18 protein-coding genes and 4 pseudogenes are annotated in these 20376 nt (G+C 54.0%); 12 read left to right on the forward strand and 10 right to left on the reverse strand.

The features are described from left to right. The first annotated feature begins 409 nt into the window (after positions 1–409). Positions 410–1084, forward strand: a complete 675-nt coding sequence (locus QU606_RS12400; RefSeq protein WP_019818115.1) for a heavy metal response regulator transcription factor — start codon at positions 410–412, stop codon at positions 1082–1084. A 761-nt stretch (positions 1085–1845) separates the two neighbouring features. On the opposite strand, the pseudogene QU606_RS12405 reads toward QU606_RS12400, so the two are convergent. Beyond that, positions 1846–2690: pseudogene (locus tag QU606_RS12405) on the reverse strand (IS66 family transposase); the annotation flags it as partial. A 254-nt stretch (positions 2691–2944) separates the two neighbouring features. Between QU606_RS12405 and QU606_RS12410 the strand changes: the two are divergent. Continuing rightward, positions 2945–3205 (forward strand): DUF411 domain-containing protein, encoded by a 261-nt coding sequence (locus QU606_RS12410; protein ID WP_306418380.1) that lies wholly within the window; start codon positions 2945–2947, stop codon positions 3203–3205. Between the two features lie 124 nt (positions 3206–3329). Here QU606_RS12410 and QU606_RS12415 read toward each other — a convergent pair whose 3' ends face one another. The 4 genes from QU606_RS12415 to QU606_RS12430 form a co-directional block, all read right to left on the reverse strand. Then, complete coding sequence (locus QU606_RS12415; RefSeq protein WP_073844972.1) at positions 3330–3728, reverse strand: zf-TFIIB domain-containing protein; 399 nt, start codon at positions 3726–3728, stop codon at positions 3330–3332. Positions 3729–3774: 46 nt separating this feature from the next. After that, positions 3775–6234 carry a heavy metal translocating P-type ATPase gene (locus tag QU606_RS12420; RefSeq protein ID WP_024073364.1) on the reverse strand — a complete coding sequence of 820 codons (2460 nt, stop codon included), beginning with the start codon at positions 6232–6234 and terminating at the stop codon, positions 3775–3777. 514 nt (positions 6235–6748) lie between these two features. Next, a complete protein-coding gene (locus tag QU606_RS12425; protein WP_024073362.1) occupies positions 6749–6880 on the reverse strand; it encodes a hypothetical protein in 132 nt (43 codons plus the stop codon). Positions 6881–7145: 265 nt separating this feature from the next. After that, positions 7146–7580, reverse strand: a complete 435-nt coding sequence (locus tag QU606_RS12430; protein WP_024073361.1) for a helix-turn-helix domain-containing protein — start codon at positions 7578–7580, stop codon at positions 7146–7148. Positions 7581–7673: 93 nt separating this feature from the next. On the opposite strand from QU606_RS12430, the gene QU606_RS12435 reads away from it, so the two are divergent. Next, positions 7674–8636: an arsenic resistance protein gene (locus QU606_RS12435; protein ID WP_024073360.1), complete on the forward strand. Its 963-nt coding sequence runs from the start codon at positions 7674–7676 to the stop codon at positions 8634–8636. A gap of 38 nt (positions 8637–8674) precedes the next feature. Here QU606_RS12435 and QU606_RS12440 read toward each other — a convergent pair. The 5 genes and pseudogenes from QU606_RS12440 to QU606_RS12460 all read right to left on the reverse strand — a co-directional run. Continuing rightward, positions 8675–8896: pseudogene (locus tag QU606_RS12440) on the reverse strand (transposase domain-containing protein); the annotation flags it as partial. Between the two features lie 104 nt (positions 8897–9000). Further along, a complete protein-coding gene (gene ltrA, locus QU606_RS12445; protein WP_024073359.1) occupies positions 9001–10662 on the reverse strand; it encodes a group II intron reverse transcriptase/maturase in 1662 nt (553 codons plus the stop codon). Between the two features lie 578 nt (positions 10663–11240). Continuing rightward, a pseudogene (locus tag QU606_RS12450) lies at positions 11241–12548 on the reverse strand (IS66 family transposase); the annotation flags it as partial. Between the two features lie 61 nt (positions 12549–12609). Further along, complete coding sequence (gene tnpB, locus QU606_RS12455) at positions 12610–12945, reverse strand: IS66 family insertion sequence element accessory protein TnpB (protein WP_024073357.1); 336 nt, start codon at positions 12943–12945, stop codon at positions 12610–12612. Then, positions 12942–13274 (reverse strand): transposase, encoded by a 333-nt coding sequence (locus tag QU606_RS12460; RefSeq protein ID WP_073844970.1) that lies wholly within the window; start codon positions 13272–13274, stop codon positions 12942–12944. Before QU606_RS12460 ends, tnpB begins: the two co-directional genes overlap by 4 nt. 191 nt (positions 13275–13465) lie before the next feature. Here QU606_RS12460 and QU606_RS32910 point away from each other — a divergent pair. The 9 genes and pseudogenes from QU606_RS32910 to QU606_RS12500 form a co-directional block, all read left to right on the forward strand. Then, positions 13466–13697, forward strand: a pseudogene (locus QU606_RS32910) (DEAD/DEAH box helicase); the annotation flags it as partial. 159 nt (positions 13698–13856) lie between these two features. Further along, a complete protein-coding gene (locus tag QU606_RS12465; protein ID WP_024073356.1) occupies positions 13857–14573 on the forward strand; it encodes a hypothetical protein in 717 nt (238 codons plus the stop codon). 40 nt (positions 14574–14613) lie between these two features. Continuing rightward, positions 14614–15366, forward strand: coding sequence for a TIGR03759 family integrating conjugative element protein (locus QU606_RS12470; RefSeq protein ID WP_024073355.1), 753 nt, complete (start codon positions 14614–14616; stop codon positions 15364–15366). Then, positions 15351–15908 (forward strand): lytic transglycosylase, encoded by a 558-nt coding sequence (locus QU606_RS12475; protein ID WP_008437382.1) that lies wholly within the window; start codon positions 15351–15353, stop codon positions 15906–15908. The genes QU606_RS12470 and QU606_RS12475 overlap by 16 nt, the downstream gene beginning before the upstream one ends. Continuing rightward, positions 15905–16408: an integrating conjugative element protein gene (locus QU606_RS12480; protein ID WP_008437383.1), complete on the forward strand. Its 504-nt coding sequence runs from the start codon at positions 15905–15907 to the stop codon at positions 16406–16408. The genes QU606_RS12475 and QU606_RS12480 overlap by 4 nt, the downstream gene beginning before the upstream one ends. 7 nt (positions 16409–16415) lie before the next feature. Next, positions 16416–16700: a hypothetical protein gene (locus tag QU606_RS12485; protein ID WP_024073354.1), complete on the forward strand. Its 285-nt coding sequence runs from the start codon at positions 16416–16418 to the stop codon at positions 16698–16700. Next, a complete protein-coding gene (locus QU606_RS12490; protein WP_008437384.1) occupies positions 16660–17070 on the forward strand; it encodes a hypothetical protein in 411 nt (136 codons plus the stop codon). The genes QU606_RS12485 and QU606_RS12490 overlap by 41 nt, the downstream gene beginning before the upstream one ends. Positions 17071–17073: 3 nt before the next feature. Then, positions 17074–19290, forward strand: coding sequence for a type IV conjugative transfer system coupling protein TraD (traD, locus tag QU606_RS12495; RefSeq protein ID WP_024073353.1), 2217 nt, complete (start codon positions 17074–17076; stop codon positions 19288–19290). An 18-nt stretch (positions 19291–19308) separates the two neighbouring features. Then, entirely contained in the window at positions 19309–20064 is a 756-nt protein-coding gene (locus tag QU606_RS12500; protein ID WP_008437388.1) for a TIGR03747 family integrating conjugative element membrane protein, read from the forward strand. Positions 20065–20376: the final 312 nt, after the last annotated feature.

A 20376-nucleotide genomic window follows, 5' to 3' on the forward strand; every position in this document is an offset into this window, starting at 1 on the left:
TCCTTTGGTAAAAGGTGAATATTTTGCGCCCCCCTGGGGCGCTTTTTTTTACCTAAAATTCGAGTAAATCTTCGAGTACGCGCACCGCGTCCCGATGGAGTTCATGACTGCACCAGTGACCGCCTTCTTCAGCATGAGAAAAATCGCCCTCATCTGCACGGAATAAAATGGCCATAATAAAAAAAACAACCCAACATTTCATAAGGTCAATTCAGCAGTAGAGAAATAACCCGCAACTGGTTGGTCCGAGCCACGATATAATATATCGCGATGTTATCAAGTGTATTGCTCACTGATTACAAGTACGTTATTTAGCCCCCACCCAAGTGGTTTTGAATTATCATTCCTGCCAATGATGACAGCGCATTCGCGTAGTTAAAACAGCTCAGTCATATCGAGACAAAATCCAATGCGAATTCTGGTAATTGAGGACGAAGTAAAAACTGCCGAATATGTGCGCCAAGGCCTTACGGAGAGCGGTTATATCGTGGATTGCGTACATACCGGATACGACGGGCTTTTTCTGGCCAAACAACATATGTACGAGTTAATCATCCTAGATATCAACCTGCCGGAGATGGATGGGTGGCAGGTACTTGAATTGTTGCGAAGAAACAATTGTCTTTGTAGAATTATGATGCTTACTGCTCGAAGTCGCTTGGTTGATAAAATCAGAGGACTAGAGAATGGTGCAGATGATTACCTAATTAAGCCTTTTGAATTCCCGGAACTGCTTGCTCGAGTTCGCGCACTGATGCGCAGGTCTGATAATCCAGCATCTGTTGAGATCATTCGCGTAGCCGATCTGGAGCTGGATCAAAGCCGTCATAGGGCGTTTAGAGACGGTCAGCGTATCGACTTAACAACGAAGGAATTCGCACTTCTGCACTATTTAATGAGAAATACGGGAATTGTCCTGAGTCGTACACAGATCATATCTCAGGTATGGGACATGAATTTCGACTGCGATACAAATGTTGTAGAAGTTTCAATTAGAAGATTAAGAGCCAAGATGGATGATCCTTTTGAAAACAAACTGATACATACACTCAGAGGCGTAGGATATGTTCTAGAAAAACGCTAGCGTGCTGTTCTTGAAGCAATCACATACGCTCCTGTGATTTCGCCGACTCACGGGCACTTCAGGTTTCATCCAAGTTTGTCTTTCACTTGGCGCTTCTGGCCTACCGCGTCGGATATACATTTCGGCGCGCAAAAAACTTGCTAATCGAAGCTTTCAACTCGCCTACCGGTCCAAAACCGTGGTGCGAAAAAACACCATACCCCCCCGAAACAGCGCTCGATAATGCTTATCCACAAGCTGGATTTCAGTGTCCAATGTATGTGGAAGCGTTCAGACCCGCTTTCACTTTAGGTATTTGTGAGTAACGTAGTTGCCGATGATAAAGTGTAGTTCAAGGAACGTGGATTTTTATCAGTTGATACTCTCATAATCTGGTGAGACGAACTACGTGACGGTGCCACGGCGCACATATCCATGTAGTTGCGTGTGGATATGATAAATCTACCGGGGCATGAAGCCTAAGCATGCCATGGAGTGGACAATACGGTCGTGACTTAAAGGTCGCATACTCTATGATCTCTGAAGGCGAGCAAGTGAATCACTCCGGCTCTCTAGATACCTTGCAAGCTCATTGCATAACGCTTTTAAACTCTACAGTGAAAGCTACATATTGAAACGATTACGGCGTTTTGCGTTGATGGTTGACGATATTCGACACCTCCCCTTGCCGTCGGGTTAAGCCGTCACACTTGCTCAATCGTCAGAACTTTTGCATTAGCTTGAGTATCGCCATAAGCGTCCGGGCATCACGCCTTGCGTGATTAAAAAGATTGCGGCAGCAACTGATCGATTTCACTCGCCCGCTGCGTCGGCAGCCGCGTGAGAGCATCCTTCAGATATGCATACGGATCATGACCATTCAGGCGCGCAGACTGGATCAGACTCATGATCGCTGCCGCACGTTTTCCGCTGCGTAAGGCCCCTGCAAAGAGCCAGTTCTTGCGCCCAAGGCCCTATGATCGGATCTGGTTCTCTGCCCAGTTATTGTCTATGGGTACAGCCCCGTCATCGAGGTAGCGCGACAGCGCTGCCCAGCGTTCGAGACTGTAATCGAGTGCTCTGCTGATGGCTGAGACTTCAGGCACGAGGTCACGCTAGGCAATCAACCTGGCGTGCAGCATATTCATCACCCGTACAGCTTTTTCTTGCCGTATTCGGAGTCGTAAATCCGGCCCCAGATCGCGACTTCGCTTTCAATTTCGTACAACAACTGGATATAACGCAGAGCTTGCTCCGCAAGCGTGCTTTTATTCTTAGCGTGCAGCTCAAAGAAATTACGTTGCGCATGAGCCATTCACCCGATCTCGGTCACGTCTAGTTCGAAGCTGGCTTTGTAACCGACACAATCATCGCAGACCAGCTTGTCCTTCCAGTCATTCAGGAAGTTGCGAGCGTGTTCTCCGGCGCGGCTAGGGCTGAAGTCGTGAACCACCGCTGCCGCGTCCGAGAACTGGCTGGTGGCATAGGACCAAATATAAGAACTGTGGGTTTTCTTAGTTCCCGGCATGAGCATTTGCACAGGTGTCTCATCGGCTTGAATAATCTGCTGCCCGAGAACCACGTCGCGCAGCGCATCAACCAGCGGCTGGAACTGAACCCCAGTCACGGCCATCTGGCCACCGTCGGTGAGGCTATGCACGCTAACTCCTCCTCTCTTTCTCTTCGTTAAGTAGCATCAGCCATGAATTCATTCAAAAAGACCGTTCAAGTCATTGCACTCGTTGCAACGCTAAATGCAGCCTCATTGTTACAGGCAGCGTAATCAATTGCCGTCTACAAAGCCCCTAACTGTGGCTGCTGGACCAGGTGGATCGCTTATCTGAAGGAGTGGTCGACTATATGGAAAACAACATTAGCGATATGAACGAGAAGCTCGGCGTACCCGTAAATCTGGCGTCGTGCCACACGGGAGTTGTAAGTGGGAAATTCGTCGAAGGCCATGTTCCGGTCACACAAATTGCTGAACTAAGTCGACGAGCCAATCTGGACGGAATAGCTGCCTTCGGTATGCCCGTGGGATCGCTCGGAATGGAGTCAGGTGACCGACGCAGCGCCTACCCGGTAATTGGGATGAGCAAGTCAAGGGGAGAGACGGTTTTACAGGATTTTCGGGCCCGCTAGTGGCTGAGGAACCGCTCTACTAAACTGGTTGAATACCGGATACCGGGTTTCGAAAAAGCTACAGCCGGCTGATCAAATCTTCCGGCTGGAGTCTGATTAGCGGATCGCTGTATCCAAGCAAATATTAGTCGAAAATTTCCCGTAAAAACGATTTCTTATGATAAACCTGCTCTTCCTGATGCCTCGACTGATTCTGATGGCCGTTCTGATATCCGTCCCGCCAACCACCACCGTGACCAGGCTGCGGCGCGGAGTGGCCGTGCTTAGTGCCGCGTTTGTTGTCATGGTGGCCAGAAGACGGCTGGGCATACACAGGTTCAGACGGAGGTGTACCTTGCAGCGACTGAGATACGCTCTGTGGAAGAAAACGAGCTTCTTGTTCTTCCTGCTGGCTACGCTCGATGATCTTGTCGAGTTCTCCCCGGTCAAGCCAAACACCTCGACATTGCGGGCAATAGTCGATTTCAACGTTTTGACGTTCCGACATTACCAACAGTACTTCTTTGCAAACTGGGCAGTGCATGGTTCTCTCCTCCAGCGAATGAGCTATATAAAACGCAGCAGCCATTTCACCGACGCAGCAGCCGCAAGCCATTGAATACGACGAGCAAGCTCGCCCCCATGTCGGCGAAAACGGCCATCCACAATGTCGCGAAACCAGAGAGAGCCAACGCCAAGAAGACAACTTTTATGCCCAGAGCCAAAATGATGTTTTGCTTTAGAACCGAGGCGGATCGGCGACTCAGGCTGATAAAGTACGCGATTTTTCGAGGGTCGTCGTCCATGATCGCAACGTCAGCTGTTTCGAGAGCTGTCGCTGTCCCTGCGGCTCCCATTGCGAAACCTATATCGGATTGCGCTAAGGCGGGGGCGTCATTAACGCCGTCACCAACCATCCCAACGGCGCCATATCTGCGTTTGAGTTCAGCGACTGCAGTCTGCTTGTCCTCTGGCATCAGATTTCCACGGGCATCCTCGATGCCCAATTGCTCAGCGATCGACCTCGCCGTCGCAGGATTATCCCCAGTCAGCATTACTGGAACCACGTTCAAAGCCTTCAAAGCAGCCACAGCTTCAACACTCTCCGGTCGGACTGTGTCTGCGACCGCGAATATCGCGGCGGGGCCGCTATTGCCGCATAGCACGATCACCGTTTTGCCAGTTTCCTCAAGCCGTGAAAGTCTGGCCTCCAGCTCCGAAGAACACACGCCCAACTCCTCAACCAAACGATGGTTGCCTAGATGCCAAAGATGACCGTCGATCGTGCCTTTCACGCCTCGGCCATTTAGCACACTGAAGTCACTGACAGGCAGAGCCACAGCGCCAGGCTGCTGCGATTTCCACCCATTGACCAATGCTTTCGCTACTGGGTGGGTACTTTGCTCATCAAGACTCGCAGCAATCAAAGTTGCCTTCTCGATAGACAAGTCACTGAATATATCTGAGTCAGTCAGAACTGGCTTGCCCTGAGTCAACGTGCCTGTTTTATCCAGAGCAACCACCTTCAGCAGGCGCCCGCTTTCCAGGTAGGCACCACCCTTGATCAAGATTCCATGCCGTGCGGCTGCGGCAAGACCACTCACAACAGTGACAGGCGTTGAGACGACCAAGGCACAAGGACACGCGATGACCAACAACACCAGGGCCTCATACAACCATTCACCCCACGTACCACCAAGCAGCACTGGGCCTAAAACGGCAACAAGAAATGCCACCGCCACTACGGCTGGGGTGTAATACCGTGCGAACTGGTCAACGAACCTCTGCGTCGGCGCCCGCTGAGACTGCGCATCCTGAATCGCGGCAGCAATACGAGCGAGCGTACTTTCGCCAGCGACTGCCGTGACAGTCGCCTCCACGACGCCGTCTGTCACGATACTGCCAGCATATAGCGGATCCCCCTCTGCCTTATCTACTGGCAAGCTTTCACCAGTGATAGGGGCTTGGTCGAGAGCAGCACGACCAGATTCCACCCTCGCATCCAGCGGTACCCGCGACCCTGTGCGAACACGAATACGGCTGCCGAGAACGACATTCTCAACCGGGTGTTCTTTCCAGCCAGCTTCGGTCATGACTTCCGCAGTCTCAGGAGCTAATGCAGTCAGCGATTTAATCGCGTTACGCGCTCGCTCAAGTGAGAGTGCTTCGATGGCTTCGGCAATAGCGAAAAGGAAAACCACCATCGCGGCTTCCGGCCACTTGCCAATCACCATGGCACCCAAGACAGCCAAAGACATCAAGAAGTAGATGTTCAATGTGAAGTTCTTTACAGCGATCCACCCCTTCTTCAGAGTTGGTAGACCAGCAGTAAGAATGGACAGCGCAGCCAAGGACATTACAGGCAAAGAACCCTCCTGTCCGGTCGTCCAAGCGATCACTTCAGCGGCGATGGCAGCTAGACCGCTGACCGCCAGCAGCCCTTTCAAGCGCGTCGTCAGAGCAGGTGAAATGGCATTCGGGGTTGCGCCGGCCTCGATGAGATTGGGCCCCATATCCAGCGCGGTCAAAGCGATGACTATCGCCTTCGGATCATCCAAGCGATGATGCACTGTCAGCTCACGATCCAACAGATTGAAATCAAGTCGTGCGATGCCAGGCATCGGCTCTAAGCGATTACGAATTAGCCGCTCTTCGGTAGGGCAATCCATCTTATCAATGCGATACCGAACCAGGGTCGTGCCTTCTGGCTCAGCCATGGCCGAATGTGAAGTCACCGCCCCTGCGGAATCCACTTTGCTCAAACAGCAATGGTCGGCATCGGAATGGGCTTGAGCTGAAGTGCCATGATCGTGTGCGCTATGGTCTTGATTATGGTCGGTGGACTTGGCTCCACAAGGCTGAGAATCCTTCGAACCGCACGCATGCGATCCCGTTCTGCCCAAGCTCTCGGCGTGATCAGGCCCATGCTCAACATGATGTGCACGAGAATGAACCTGTTTGGCGAAGGTCTCGCGGGGGTCAGCAGAACAGCAATCGTCCGACTTCGGCACGAGGTGCAATTTGGCTTTCGACGGGTTTTCCTGGCTCATGACGCATCTACCAATAAGGATATGGCGTCATTGAACAGCCTGTAGTAGCTACAGTGTCAAGCAATGAGTTTGAAATTTCGACTGGGCCGAGGGCGCCGCTCGAGTCTACGTCCCTCAGTGCGAGCGCCTGATAGCTGCATGCTGCGATGCATCAGCCAGGTTGGTCAGCACCTCAAATGCCCACTCAGCTTTCACCCTGGGAGTCATGCATATCGAGCAAGTCGTCAATCGCGTTGTGAAGCCTACGAGTAAACGTTTGGAGAAATCCGCCATGATGGTTTTCGACGCCATTGGCATGTGTCGGCTGTAGACCTCTCTAAGCGCTCATTACCATCGGTAGCCGACAGGGTTAAGGGTAGAAATATCCAGAAAGCTCCTCGACACAGTCGCACCAGCATGTCCTCCTCAACAACCCTACTACAAGCTTTTCGGCATTAATTAGGAGATGCCCACTGGAAATCCGGTGACACCTGCTAACCGAGAATAAAACCCCGCCATGTCTGGCGGGGTCTCATCAATCACCCTTCTTGTGCTTATGCACGTCCAGGTCGGGATGCTTAGGCTTGTTCTCGGGGGTTACACGGCGACGCTGGTCTGTCTTGCCGGTTGATTCGGCAATTGGCTTGGGCCCAGGTTTGATGGCCATAGAACTTGCTCCTTCAGTTGATAGGTATATGCCCTGGCAAACGTCTGCCGTGTAAGCGTTCGCTCAGTACGGTCACGAGATTGAGGGCCCCAAACACTATAGCTTGATATTTTTATGCCAGCAGTGGCGCACCACTTTAGTAAGCGTCTGCCGAACACATCTTGCACCAGCCCGTTTGGTGTAGACGGACGCTCGAAAGACCCTGTCGAGACTATCGCGCTATTCGGTTTCAATGGCAGCTTGCTCCCCTATGCTCTTGACTCGTCTAGGAGCAGCAACCAGAGCGAGCCCCAGCAGCGGGTTCGAACAGTGACTCAATAATCGTACAGTCTGGAGTGTTCGAGCCTAGGCATCTTGACTCACACGTGCCTGCCATTGAGAGCAGCTCTATCCGGATCTGCAGGAGCTTAGCTACCTTAGATTCCACTTCTGCCAAGTGCTTCTTGACCACCGACAACGCATCAGCACACGGACGATCAGCATCTGCCGCGAGCGCAATGAGTTCGCGGATATCGTCGAGTGGAAAGCCCAGTTCACGATTCTGCCTGATGAAGATGAGTCGTGACCGATGCTTTTCGGTATAGATTCGATGCCGCCCTGTCGACCGTAGGGCCGGAGGGAGAAGGCCTATTTTCTCGTAGTAGCGAATCGTTTCAATGTGGCAACCCGTTGATTTCGACAGCGCTCCGATTCCTGACATCCAAACTCCCCAAGCATTTTCTTGAACCTGTAGTAGCTACAGATATTAACCTGCTCAATCGAAAAATGATTTCACGCGTTTTAAGGGCATTCCGTGGACAGAGAACAGCTAGAGAAGAACCAGATTCCCGTTTACTTCGTCGCGGTCATTGTCGCGGCTATCGGGGGCCTGCTCGCACCTGATGCCTCTCAAGCGTTAGGTGCGTTGGTGACACCAGCCATCGCTGTGCTGATGTACGCCATGTTTCTGCAGATCCCATTCTTGGATCTTCGCAAAGGGCTTGCAAACAAGCGTTTCATGACCGCGCTGCTGACCGCCAATTTCGTCGCCATCCCCCTGTTGGTTTGGGCGTTGACGATGGGCCTAGCCGACCACCCGGCGATTTTGGTGGGCGCACTATTGGTCTTGCTGACGCCTTGTATCGATTATGTTGTTGTGTTTACCCATATCGGTAAGGGCGACTCCAAACTGACTCTGGCGGCAACACCATTACTACTCGTGCTTCAGCTTGTGCTACTACCCCTCTATCTAGCCTTCATGGTGAGTGATGATTCGGCGGTGGTTATATCGGTCGGCCCATTTGTTGAGGCCTTCGTAGTGCTGATCGCTTTACCCTTGGTCTTGGCAGTAGCAACAGCTGCCGGGGCAAAGGGGTCACGCATCGTTGAGGGCTGGAACAATGTATGGGCTTGGATGCCTGTGCCAGCTATGGCGGCTGTATTGGTCGTAGTGATCGGCTCTCAGATTTCAACGGTGGTCAGAGACATGGACAAGCTGCTGCCTGTTATTCCCGTCTACATTGGTTTCATGCTCTTGGCACCCGTGGTGGGTGCGCTGGTGGCTCGGGCGTTTAAGTTACCGGCTAGCACGGCAAGATCTGTCGCTTTCAGCAGTTCGACACGAAACTCATTGGTAGTTCTACCATTGGCATTGGCCTTGCCCGAGGAAATCAGAGGGCTCGCTGCGGCAGCAGTGATTACTCAAACGCTGATTGAGTTGGTCAGCGAACTAATTTACATCCGAGCAATTCCTGCTTTGGTGTGGCGCAAAATGTAGATGCCAGGGAAGACATAAGCACAAAACACCCTGCGCGATTAAACAGGTGCCCACCTGTGCGGCAGCAGCTTGTTAATCTCACTCGCGCGCCGCGTCGGCAGGCGCGTGAGAACATCCTTTAGATAGGCGTACGGATCATGGCCATTCAGCCGCGCTGACTGGATCAAGCTCATGATCGCCGCAGCCCGTTTTCCGCTGCGTAGCGACCCGGCGAAGAGCCAGTTCTTGCGCCCAAGAGCCCATGGCCGGATCTGGTTGTCGGGTAGTCAGACGCGGTTGCCCGCGTCCAACCCCCTAAGAACCGTGCATGCGAGTTTCCCAGCACACGGCTCAAGCCTCTGCTAAGGCGCCATTGGGCACCCGGTTATACATCGTCGACATTGGCAAATTGCACATCTCGTGGGCAACGCAGGTGGTAAATCTCAAGATTAGCCGCAGCGTCCGTCCCGCCATGACCTAGCTTCACAATATGGCGACTGTGCCACGGTGTGTCTTTGGTCACCGGCTTGAAGCAGGCGCAGCACCTGCCGCCCTGTTGCACCCATACCCGATACAGCTTGGCTCGACCTTTAACGGAAGTGAGCATCTTCTTGCCCCAGCGGGACTCGAAGTACTCATCCCATGCAGGGTCGTGAGGGTTGGCAGCAGCCTTAATCTTGATATGTCGCACAATCGGTGTGTCTGAGGCGTCTACTAGCGTGTACTGACGCTTCCGACCATCGGCGGATTTTTCAGTACACGAGAACACCCAACGGCGCGCCCCTTGTACTTTGAAATACCGATCCTTCACCCATCGGCGTGTCTTGCGAGGGTGGCGACGTACCGCCCATCGCCAGAGCATTTCCCACACTGCGCTGTCCACCTGGTTGAAGACCTTCTTGGCGACGACATGACTGTGATAGTTCGCCCAGCCCCGTAGAACCGGGTTGAGCAAACCTATCAAGTTAGCCTGTCGTATCGTTTTGTTGGTCTTGATCAACTCTCGCAGCTTGGCAAGTAGAGCCCCGATGTTCGCCTTGGACGGCTTGATCAGGAGCTTGCCGTTGTACTTGCGCAGGTTCCATCCGAGGAAGTCGAACCCGTCCCCTATGTGCGTTATCTTGGTTTTTTCCGGAGAGAGGACAAGTCCACGCTCTGCCAGAAATTCAACCACGGCGGGCCTGACTTCATTCTCCAGCCATTCTTTCGAACAACCAGTGATGATGAAATCATCTGCATAACGCACCACGCGCATTTTTCGGGCTGTCCACTTCGCGTTGGGAAATCTCTTCGCCAGCATCGCTTCCAACCCATCCAGCGTCATGTTCGCCAACCCCGGGGATATGATGCCTCCCTGCGGGGTTCCGGCGTGGCTGGGGAATAGCTGCTTTTGGTAGACATAACCAGCCCGGAGCCATTTCTGCAAAATCGCCTTGTCCATGGGAATGTTGGCGATCAACCAGTCATGGCTGATATTGTCGAAACAGCCTTGAATGTCGCCCTCTAACACCCATTCCGCGTTTGCTTTTCGTGACAGCACACCAAAGCACTGTGCGACGGCATCCGCAGTTGAGCGTTCCGGCCTGAACCCATAAGAGTTCGGGTCGCCGGTAGTTTCCGCTATCGGTTCCAGAGCCAGCAGATGAAGCGCCTGCATGGCCCGGCATTTCATCGCGGGAATTCCAAGAGGTCTCGTTTTGCCGTTTTTCTTCGGAATAAGCACTCTCCGAAGCGGGAGCGGCGAGTAACCTCGCCGCGTCAACGACTCTATCGCGCCGAGCTTGGCCCTAGGCGTATTCCAAGTAACCTTGTCCACGCCGGGGGTATTTTTGCCTTTGTTTTCAGACACCCGTTTCACAGCAAATGCCTTGCCACTGAACGAGTGAGTCAGCAGCCATTGCAGGGCTTTCACCTTGTTATGTCTGCCATCTTGTACAGCCTTCACAATACGCGCTTGCAGCCCTCTGACACGACGTTGTACGGCGATCCAATCGATGCTGTCCCACGACGTGCCGGAAGGTGCACACGCCAATGCTGCTGCGTTCATTTGCTCTCCTTCCGTTGAAAGGGTTCTACCTACTCTCGTGTGAAGAGAGACCATGAGGACGTCTGCCCGCTTTCGCGTGAAGTGATGTTTCAACCTCTATCCAACCCATTACAGGACGGCGTTCGCTTTTTCCTCGTTCCTTCGCCCGCACCGCCATGGGCAATTTTTACAAACGGCTTTCCCTGACGGGAGCGATACGGGATTTCCACGTTCCGCTTACTGAAGTGCGTCGGGTTAGGTGCCTGCTATCGACCGGGAGGCATGTGGGTCACGAATGCGTAGTAGAAAGACGCAGTTCCCACCTCCATTACCATTTTGGTTCGAGCGTGTAAGCCATTTCCGCTCGCTTAATTTAACGATCGTTGCGCAGATTCACGTGTGTTCACCATACCAACTATCTAGCACTTGTCCGGCCATGGCTGCCAGAAGGGTACGCCTCTCACGATTGGTACCCCGCACCTTGCGGCGCCTCGTAACATTGTCGAAGGCGCTCTTGATTCAGCCTTCTAGATTCACCCGGTGACACGGGTGGTTCCCACCAAGGGGGAACAACTTCATTAAGCGACTTCGTGTCGCACCTCCGCCCAATTATTATCAATGGGAACCGCCCCGTCATCGAGGTAGCGCGACAGCGCTGCCCAGCGTTTAAGGCTGTAATCGAGCGCTCTGCTGATGGCCGAACCTTCGGGCACAAGATCACGCTGCGCGTTCATCCAGGCATGCAGCCTATCCTTCACCGGTACGGCTTTTTCTTGCCGTATTCGGCGCCGTAAATCCGGCTCCAGGTCTCTGACTTCTCTTTCGATTTCGTACAACAACTGGATATAGCGCAGGGCTTGCTCGGCGAGCGTGCTTTTATTCGTAGCGTGCAGTTCAAAGAACTTGCGCCGTGCATGGGCCATGCAGCCGATCTCGGTCACGCCGAGTTCAAAGCTGGCCTTGTAGCCGCCAAAATCGTCGCAGACCAACTTGCCATTCCAGTCCTGAAGGAAGTCGCGAGCATGCTCTCCGGCGCGACTGGGGCTGAAGTCATAAACCACCGCTGCCACATCCGAGAACTGGCTGGTAGCGTAGGACCACACATAGGAGCGGTGGGTTTTCTTTGTTCCCGGCATGAGCATCTGCACCGGTGTTTCATCTGCGTGGATGATTTGTTGCCCAAGCACTACTTCGCGCAGCGCATCGACCAGCGGCTGCAACTGAACTCCGGTCACGCCAACCCATTGAGCCAAGGTTGAACGTGGAATCGCCAAGCCCGCTCGACCTAAGATCGATTCCTGACGGTAAAGCGGCAGATGGTCAGCAAACTTGGCGATCATGACGTGTGCGAGCAGGCCCGAAGTCGGGATGCCCTTATCAATGATCTGCGGCGGAACCGGTGCCTGGATCAGCGTTTCGCAGTTATCGCAGACCCACTTGCCACGGACATGGCGTTCGACGGTGAACACGCCGGGCGTGTAGTCCAGCTTCTCGCTAACGTCCTCACCGATGCGCTTCAGGGCGCAGCCGCATGGGCGGTGAGTGTTGTCCGGTTCGTGATGGATCAACGTTCGCGGAAATTCTGCCGGCAATGCCGTGCGCTTGGGCCTTAGCTTTTCCTCGGTCGCCTCTGGTGCTATTTGCAACGCCTGAAGCTCGGCCTCAATCGCCGCGATATCAGTATCGATCAGGTCATCTAGCAGGCTGGCCTGTTCAGGATTCATCTGCTCGCTGCGCTTGGCAAACTTCAAACGCTTGAGCTGGGCGATCTCGTGGGTCTGTTTCTCAATGACTGTTTGATCACGGTTGATTTTCTTGCCCATAGTGTCGACTTGCGAGAGCAACTGCGCTGCGAGGACGCGCAGTTGATTGGGAGACAGTTGGTCGAGATTGGGCGAAGAAGTCATACGCCGGACTTTGCCAGAGCGGGCGTTTCGCGACGATAGACCGATAGGCTAATGGCTGCCGTTAAAGCAGTGTGATCGAGCCTCCAGAACCTGCGCGTTGCCATGGCAGCCCCAGCAACAACGTTTGAAGTTGCTCGGCATCCAGTTCCATCTCAGGACCATGGCGGATGCCAGGCCAGTGGAACTTGCCTTGGTTTAACCGGCGCGCCGCCAGCCATATTCCGAAGCCGTCATGCACCAGCACTTTCATGCGATTGGCGCGGCGGTTGGCGAACAGATAAGCGCAGTGCGGCTGCGCCGCACCGAACACCGCGATCACCTTGGCTAGCGCCGTTTCGGTGCCTGCGCGCATGGCCATCGGTTCGGTGGCGAGCCAGATGGAGTCGATGTGAATCATCGCAGAATATCTCGAAGAAAAGTCGCGCAGGCGGCAGCACTTTCAGTGGGCCAGTCCACTTTGATGATGGCGCGCGGGTGCTGTATTTCAACGCAGATATTCGATGATGCTGGATGGGAGTTCGCCCCCGCCAGCGGCATGGCTAACGGAATAAATGCAGGTGGGTGTGCCGGAATTTTCTGCGTTTGCAGCCGAATCCATTTGTGGACGAGGTTTGCGTTGAGGCTATGGCCGAGCGCGACGCTGGCAATCGAAGCGCCTGGTTGGGCGCACTCTTGAATGATCTGGGCTTTGAAGGATTTGGAATAGGAACGGCGTGTTGGCTGCATGAAATACCCGCTTGAAAGGCTAGAATTGGTGTCCACTTAATTTAAATGCACACCATGTCTTCGCTTTGCAGAGCTGGGTAGATGACCTGGCCGGACGGTTACCCACTTTATTCTGACTCCGCAGATCATTATCACGGGTTTTTAAGACTTTACTCCGCGCAGTGGGGCTACGGTATATGGCTTTACCCAACACCTTGCAACAGGCATTTCGACGGTGATGGCGGATTGGGCAAAAGCAGCCAGTGAGGGTGTTTTTTTGGCTATGCCGGCAGCTCTCAGATTACTTGCCTGCAGTTGATGGCCAAGAAAATCGCCGTGATTCAAAGCACGTCGGGAGATGTGCCAGATTCTGGTCTCGACTCGCTGAACCAAGATGGTGATTCAGTTGAAATGACACTTGCAAGGCAGCTCATTGCTTCATAGTTTGACGGCCACCTTCGGGTGGCCATTTTTTTATAACGATCCCAATTTACCAGCGGCCAACTCGACACTTCAAAAACCATGCGTCCTGGAAAACCTATTTCCTGATGCACCTAAGAGACTGGTTTGAGAGGGTGTATTCGCTTTTGCGCGAGGACGCCCATGAACCTACCACGCCCTACTCGAACCACAGCGATACTCAGTCTGTGCCTTGCATTATTGGCAGGCATTCTGTGTTATGAGCATCATCAACTCTCCCAACTCCGCACCAGCTTGGCTGCGACTGCAGACAAAGAGTCGCTCGATGCGTTGTTGACGCGGCTTGGCAAAGTCGATGAGCGACTGGGCACGGTAGCCGGCAACCACCTGGTGACCAACGAGGACTTCCGAGCTGGGCAGCAGGCTTTATCGAATCGAATTGATGCCGCACAAGCGTATGCAAAGCAAGCGACGGAGTCAGCGCAAGAAATCTCTCAAAATGCTGCGTCTGCTGGTGAATTGCTAGTCCTCAAAGCCAGCGTCGAAACACTCGATAGCCGTCTTCAAGAACTCAGTCAGTCACGCATCAAACAAACCACTGCTGTGCCCCTCAAGCCCAAGCCTAAGCCCGTTGCCCGCCAACCAAAGCGGCCAAAACCGCCCGCTACCGCCACTGTCACACCGCAAACACCCCCTTTTACCGTTGTCGGTATCGAGTATCGCGGCGGTGAACGCTTTTTGTCCGTAGCACCGCCTGGCAGCACGCAGTTGAATCAAATTTACCTTATCCGACCTGGTGACGCTGTGGCGGGCACCGCCTGGCGACTCAACGCGCTGGACGGAAGATCCGCACGCTTTGACGTGGCCGGAACACCTCAAACCGTAACCGTCGCGCAATAGGACCTCCTTTATGCACTCCCCTACCACTTCCTCGAAAACAATGAAGCCCAGGAACATTTTGGGTTTCATTGCAGGCTTGGCCACCTTCGCGTTTGCATACGGCTGTCATGCGGCTTCGGGGCAATCAACGTCGATCTCGAACACTCAGAACAGTGAAGTTCACAACTCTTCTCAAGGAGCAAGTCAGACAGAACTCGCCCGCGAGTGGGGATTGACCCCCCAAGAATGGTCCCGTTTTCAAACTGTGATGGAGGGTCCTCGCGGAATCTATTCGCCAGGCCTGGATCCTCTGACAGCACTTGGCATCGAAGCGAAGTCGGAGGAGGAGCGGCGACGCTATGCAGAGCTGCAGGTGCGAGCCGAGCGACAGCGTATCGATAAGGAACTGGCGTACCAAAGGGCCTATGACCAAGCCTTCGCACGTCTTTACCCCAATGAAAAAGTCATCCAACTATCGTCCAACCCTGCATCTGCTCCTGGCTCGGGAGCGTTAACTGCTGTGAAAGGCACTGGACGACTAGCCGTTTTTGTTCAAGACAGTTGCAACGCATGTATTGACCGCGTCAAAGACTTACAAAACCAGAAACAGTCCTTTGATCTGTACTTCGTTGGTAGTCAAGGTGATGACGAAATAATTCGCCGCTGGGCCATCTTGGCTGGAGTCGAACCGGCCAGCGTGAGAAGCCGACAGATCACATTGAATCACGATGCCGGTCGATGGCTTGGCCTTGGACTCGGCGGTGAGCTGCCGGCCGTGGTACGCGAGGTGAATGGACAATGGCAGCGTCTGTAATTCGCGCGGCTTTAACGGGGGGGCTACTGCTCACCGCGGCATTTGCTAACGGTGCCGAGGTTCCGCCACCGGCCTATCAGTTGATTGCCCTGCCTGCCGGCGTTCCGTCCGAGGTGCTGTACTCCGTTGCACTGCAAGAGAGTGGCACCCGACTTCGCGGCCAGATCGTCCCCTGGCCCTGGACGTTGAATGTCGCCGGCGCCGGATATCGCTTTGCGACACGCAGCGATGCTTGCAGAGCGTTGATGATCGCCCTTCAGACCGCAGGCCCAAATAGAGTCGACGTCGGGCTTGGACAAACCAACATCGGTGCCAACGGCCACCGTTATAGCTATCCCTGCGAAGGGCTGGATCCGTACAAAAACCTCTCGGTTACGGCCCAGATCCTGGCTGAGCAAAAAGCCAAAGGAGGCGACTGGATCACCGCTGCTGGTCGGTACCACCGCCCTGCCGGAGGCGAACCCGCTGCCCGATACCGACGAGCTTTTGCCAAACACCTCAGCCGGGTCACCGGTATCAACCTGATGGCGAATAATCCATGAATAGATTGCTGCATCTGCCTGTTTTGCTGTCTTTGGCCTCCCCCATGGCAGTGCATGCCACCTCGCTGATTGTTGTTGAAGACCGAGGGGGTGTTTCCGCTCTGCCCTACTACCAGTACTTGGCTCCAGAACCTACTGAGCAGTCAGCACAGTCAGAGAATATTGGTGTGCGTGGGCAAGGCTCGTTTCCAGTGCGCTCTGACCAACTGACACCCGGGCAGGTACAGGGCCGGGTAATCAATGCACCTGGCCTGCAACCATTGTTTCTTGTAGGCGACGATGAAAGCTCCAGAAAGTGGTTATCACAGCGCCGCGATCAGTTACAGCAACTGCAGGCAGTGGGCCTTGTGGTTAACGTGGCCAGCGCCGAGCGGTTTGCCGAAATCCAACGATGGGCAGGAAATCTACAGTTGGTCCCGGCTCCATCAAATGATCTGGCACAGCGCTTGGGAGTCCAGCATTACCCGCTGTTGATCACTGCCACAACGATCCAGCAGTAACCAGGGTATGGCCTCTCTTACGCACATCACCTTGGTCATCAAGCAACCAGATGACCCACGAGCAGGCCAACTGCTTTTTGAACAGGTCACCTATGTCGCCAAGCTCTATGGCGGCACCGTCATCGCCCGCGTACCTGGTGACGAGGTGGAGCTATGTCAGCGGCTAAAAGAACGACTGCCCGAGGCAGTTGAGCAAGCGAGGCAAGAGTTGGCCAATTCATCATCACGCATGAAAGGAGGATCCCGGCCCCATGAAGCTGACCAAGAAGCAACGCTGCGAGCTTCACGCTAAATTCGCGGGCCATTGCGCATACTGCGGTGTGCTGTTGGGTGACCGGTGGCATGCGGACCACATGGAAGCAGTATGGCGAGAACCAGAGAGGGTGGACGGCAAGTACTCCGGTGCCATCATTTTGGGGCGGCCAGAGAACCACGCCATCAGCAACATGATGCCCGCGTGCGTGCCGTGTAATTTGAGCAAGGCAGCGATGCCACTAGAAGTCTGGCGAGAGCGCATTGCTGGACACGTCAACTCCCTTAACAGCTACCACCCCATATACCGCCTGGCCAAGTCCTATGGGCTGATCGCTGAGACAGGCAAGCCAGTCGTTTTCCATTTCGAAACAGTGGGGCCATTGTCCCCTTTCACTCATAGGAAGTGATCCATGACCACCTCCTACACCATTGAGTCGTTACTACGCCCTGCTGTTGAGCTGTACACAGTTTGCGTATGTGCCGCTGCGGCGTTGCTCTGTATTTTCGCGCCCTGGGCGGTTGCTCTGACGCCTTTATTCGGCATGGTTGCCGGTACAGGCTTTCTGGGTCTAGGGTTCGTCCGCCTCAAACAAGCGTTGGTAGTGCTGCGTTACCGGCGCAATATTCGGCGCCTACCCCACTACACCATGACCAGCAAAGACATGCCGGTCAGCAATGAGCGGCTATTCATCGGTAAAGGCTTTCGCTGGACCCAAAAACATACTCAGCGGTTGATGGAGACTTACCTCCCAAAGTACGCCGAGTATGTCGAGCCCACGTCTATCTATACCTTTGCTCGCAGAATTGAGGAGCGTCTGGAGTTCGCACCCTTTCCACTCAAATTGCTGTCAAAGGCTACCTCGTGGGATGTGCCATTTAACCCGGCGCGTCCACTTCCTCCAGTCGGGGGGCTACCGCGCTTACACGGTATAGAGCCGAACGAAGCGGATGTCAGCCTGCCACTGGGTGAGCGGGTTGGACACTCCCTTGTATTGGGGACTACTCGTGTTGGAAAAACCCGCTTGGCAGAGTTGTTTATCACCCAAGACATCAGGCGTACCCGCCGTAGCCCCCGGCGCCGCGTTCATATGGGGCGCCGCGTGCAACCCGTTCATCGAAGCCAGCGCAATGTAGAAATGGACCTGGACCGCGAAGTGGTGATTGTCTTCGATCCTAAAGGCGACGCAGACCTCCTGAAGCGCATGTACATCGAATGCAAGCGCGCAAACCGACTGGAGGAATTCTACGTGTTCCACCTAGGCTGGCCCGATCACTCCGCTCGCTACAACGCCGTCGGCCGGTTTGGTCGGATCTCGGAGGTTGCCACCCGCATTGCCGGCCAACTTTCGGGGGAAGGCAATTCCGCGGCATTCCGGGAATTCGCCTGGCGTTTCGTCAACATCATCGCGCGCGCCCTCGTGGCACTGGGACGTCGGCCGGACTATGAACAGATCCTCAAGCATGTGACAAACATTGACGCGCTGTTTATTGAGTATGCGCAGAAGCACTTTGCTGAAAATGATCCCAAAGCCTGGCAAACCATCGTTGAGCTGGAAGGAAAGATCGATCGTAAGAACCTCAGTTTCGCCATGAAGGATCGACCGCTACGCGTGGTGGCCCTGGACATGTACCTCACTCAGCAACGCATCTCCGACCCAGTGATGGAGGGTCTGCGATCAGCCGTACGCTATGACAAAACCTATTTCGACAAGATCGTGGCCAGCCTTCTGCCATTGCTGGAAAAACTGACCACAGGCCGGATTGCAGAGCTGCTATCTCCCGACTACATGGATCTTGAGGACCCACGACCAATCTTTGACTGGATGCAGATCATCCGCAAACGGGCAGTGGTCTATGTCGGCCTGGACGCTTTATCTGATACAGAGGTAGCTGCAGCGGTGGGCAACTCGATGTTCAGCGACCTGGTGTCAGTTGCGGGTCACATCTATAAGTTTGGCATCGATGATGGCTTGCCCGGGGCCACCGGCGGCAAGGTAGCAATTAACGTACATGCGGACGAATTCAACGAACTGATGGGCGATGAATTCATACCGATGATCAACAAAGGCGGTGGTGCCGGCATGCAGGTCACGGCCTATACCCAAACCATGAGCGATATTGAGGCAAAAATCGGTAACCGGGCTAAAGCTGGCCAAGTCATCGGTAACTTCAACAACCTGTTCATGTTACGTGTACGTGAGACTGCAACCGCCGAGCTGCTGACCAACCAGTTGCCAAAGGTCCAGGTGTTTACCAGTACACCAGCAAGCAGTGCAAACGACGCTATTAACGGCAACACCGCTTTCACCTCTAACACTCACGATCAGATCCAAAGTGTCAGCGTACCGATGATCGAACCGGCGCATGTGGTTGCCCTACCCAAGGGGCAATGCTTTGCCCTGATAGAGGGCGGGAATTTGTGGAAGATTCGTATGCCGTTGCCGGCAAGCGATCCCGATGAAGTGATGCCCAAGGATCTTCAGGCCTTGGTTGAGGGCATGCGTAAAGGATCCGGAACCAGCAGCGACTGGTGGCAAGCACCGGGATATGACGCACTAAGTGAGTCGCTTCCTGATGACTTGGTAGACGACTTCCGCCAGATGGCCAATAACGGAAAAGCCGCATAGGCTTGAAGGAACAGAGCCATGGCCGATATCGCGGAAAAAGCCCAGCAACAGCAGGAAGGTCAAAAAAACTTCCTGGGCATGCTGTTCTCTACCCCTTTTCATTTCTTGGGGGTGATGTTCGGCTCCTTGCTCGGCGCCATCGTCGTTGAATGGCTTTGCATGTACACGTTCTGGCCGGATGCCGGCTGGAAACATGCTCAGCAGATGTTCCAACATGAACTGGGCTGGCTGTCCCAGGATCTGCTGCACAGCGTTGTCATCAAAGAACCGGGGCGTACGGCAACCTGGCTGGCACAAACGGTCTATGACTGGCTGATGGTGAAAACCGGCATGCAGGACAATATAAATGCACTGACACAGTACGCTCGCTCAACATCACCACAACAAACGGGAACCTTGAACCTTCGCTACGAACTCGGTCGGGCGATGATCAAATTCCAGGACTATGGCTTAGCCGCGTTATACACAGTCCTGACCTTCTGTGTGCGAATGGTCATTCTGACGTTGACGATTCCACTGTTCGCCCTGGCGGCGTTCACTGGCTTGGTCGATGGCCTGGTGCGGCGTGATCTACGAAAATTCGGCTCCGGCCGCGAGTCAAGTTACCTGTATCACAAAGCCCGGGGGACGATCATTCCGCTGACCATCGTGCCCTGGACGGTCTACTTGGCCATCCCCATCAGCATCAGTCCCCTTTTGATTCTGTTGCCCTGCGCGGTGCTGTTGGGTGTGTCCGTCTACATCACCGTCTCAAGCTTCAAAAAATACCTTTAGGAGCTGCCCATGCAGTGGACACACGTATCAGCTACGTCTCTAACCATTGACACAGCAGTAGGCCAGCAAGATTGGGCTTTCCCACTGAGTAAGTGAACTGCTCATTGACAGTCAATGTTTGCGCCTGATATTGACGCATCAGGAACGCGAAAAGTGGAAGATTGACAGAGGCATCCGACCTCAGATTCTTAACGCTTCCAAACATTGACAGTTATATTTGGGTAAATGCAAACGTGCCTTTGAAAAGGCAGTGCCGAAGCCGATGAGAATTACGACAATTTGCGGCCGAGCCAAGCACTAGCGGCAAGTTCA

Origin of the sequence: Pseudomonas sp. OVF7, assembly GCF_030644265.1 — a bacterium.
GTDB lineage: Bacteria > Pseudomonadota > Gammaproteobacteria > Pseudomonadales > Pseudomonadaceae > Aquipseudomonas > Aquipseudomonas gorinensis.